2 protein-coding genes are annotated in these 1,887 nt (G+C 43.5%); both read left to right on the forward strand.

Features of this window, described 5'->3' with window-relative positions; all coding sequences use genetic code 11:
* Positions 1–112 precede the first annotated feature (112 nt).
* Positions 113–445 carry a quaternary ammonium compound efflux SMR transporter QacK gene (qacK, locus tag ACRCA4_RS14895; RefSeq protein ID WP_034732386.1) on the forward strand — a complete coding sequence of 111 codons (333 nt, stop codon included), beginning with the start codon at positions 113–115 and terminating at the stop codon, positions 443–445.
* Between the two features lie 151 nt (positions 446–596).
* On the forward strand, positions 597–1,040 hold the full coding sequence (locus ACRCA4_RS14900) for a hypothetical protein (protein ID WP_331924929.1): 444 nt from the start codon (positions 597–599) through the stop codon (positions 1,038–1,040).
* The last annotated feature ends 847 nt before the right edge of the window (positions 1,041–1,887 follow it).

Genomic DNA, 1,887 nt, shown 5'->3' on the forward strand with positions numbered 1-1,887 from the left:
GGCGTTAGATGTAATTAACCGGAAAGTTGCGCACGAATAATTTTTTTCTTCAAGACTGCAATTTTAAGAGAAAAAGACATATACTCCCTTCGAATCATATTGGAGGCGGATCATGAAAAGCTGGTTATTTCTTACTATTTCGATTCTTGGAGAGGTAGTTGCAACATCTGCATTAAAGTCCAGTGAAGGTTTTACGAAGCTCGTACCATCTTTCATCGTAATTGTTGGCTATGGAATTGCATTTTATTTCCTTTCATTGGTCTTGAAGTCTATTCCTGTAGGGGTGGCCTATGCAGTTTGGTCTGGCCTTGGCGTAGTATTAGTCACTGCTGTTGCATGGGGGCTTTACGGGCAAAAGATTGATGCATGGGGTTTCGTGGGTATTAGTTTAATAGTTTGCGGTGTATTGGTTTTAAATTTGCTTTCTAAGGCAAGCGTTCATTAAGTGGCACTGGCATCTAACAATCGGCAGCAGGCGGACAGCCTACACTACGCGGTTTTGTGTTACTCGCTGCGCTCAAACATTAACACAAAACCGCTCCGTTACGGCTGCCGCTGTGCCGGGCGTTATGTGCTAAAGCAGAATGGAGCTCGTATTGAGTTTTAGTGTTAAATCAAAACTATTAATTAGCGGTGGCGTTATTGCGTCGGTTGCCGCTATCTGGCATCTGCTCTGCATTTGGGGCGGCCCAAGCTGGTTTGCTTTTGCGCGAGCGCCTAAGCAAATTATAGATTCAGCCCAACAAGGTACTTTGCTTGCACCTGTCGGTACCGTAATCGTTGCAGGTTTAATGTTTGCGTGTACGGTATTTGCTTTTTCAGCCGTTGGTTTAATTCGCAAGGTTCCATTGGTTAAACCTGCTTTAATTACCATCGCGCTGCTTTGTGCAGTGCGAGGGTTAATTGGTATTCCAACATTTGTTACAGCCGCCGGTGTAGATATCTGGCAAATAGTTGCTAGCACAGTCTGGTTGTTCGTTGGCGTTTGTTTTATTGCTGGCAGTATTGAACATAGTACTGCTTTAAATTCAAGCACATAACAAGCAAAGGCAGGGCGATGCGTAAACGCACGCCTGCTTTGAGCGTTAGGTGAACAGGGAAATCTTTTGATTCATAGGTTTTTAATAATTTTTGTAGCGCTCTTTTTATCGTCGGCATGCACAACTGGGAAACTGTATTACACCGAAACTTCAGGCAAGAGAGTGTTAGCCTGTGATGTAGAATTTGTTGGATTACCCAGCGTAGACAAATTTGCAGTCGAGTACGCATTAAGCCTTTGCGCAAAAAGCTCTACCAAAAAAGGTCATACAATCGATTCAGATCAACAATATCTACTTACCCTAGACCTCAAAATACCAGAGGCAAAATGCGGAGAGGCATGGGATCACGAATCAGCCAAAGCTCAATACAGAACCGGCAATTTGTCCAAAAAAGAATATGGGTATATTGTTGCTAACATAGATTTGGGCTTGGCGGTCGTAAATGAGTGTTCACCTAACAATCTGCTGTAGTCGCTCGCAGGCTCGCTGGGACGCAAACACATGGGCTGCGTCGCTTCGCTCCTAAATTTTAGCCCATGTGTTTCCGCCCCTAAGCAGGGCGTTATGAGTCAAGTCAGGGTCAGCTAATGGCTGAAAGCATGAATAATATTTTTAAATGGAATGGAATATGGAAACAACAATAGCAGGGGCAATTTTAGTAGTAATTATTATAGCCATAATTGCTGCAGTATCTATGAAGCATCAAAAAGACAAAAAAAAGGGTAAGTAATGTCCGCTTTTGGCTGAAAGCAGAACTTGGGAAAGTTAAATTGACTCATAACAAATCGGTAAATTCGCCTTCGGCTGGGACGCATAAATGCTGCGCATTTTCGCGCCCCTTACCGAG

The organism is Rheinheimera sp. WS51, assembly GCF_050936095.1.
GTDB lineage: Bacteria > Pseudomonadota > Gammaproteobacteria > Enterobacterales > Alteromonadaceae > Alishewanella.

Bases quoted from the DNA above. Each gene is read 5' to 3' on its own strand.
- qacK (WP_034732386.1), top strand. From the start codon at position 113: ATGAAAAGCTGGTTATTTCTTACTATTTCGATTCTTGGAGAGGTAGTT.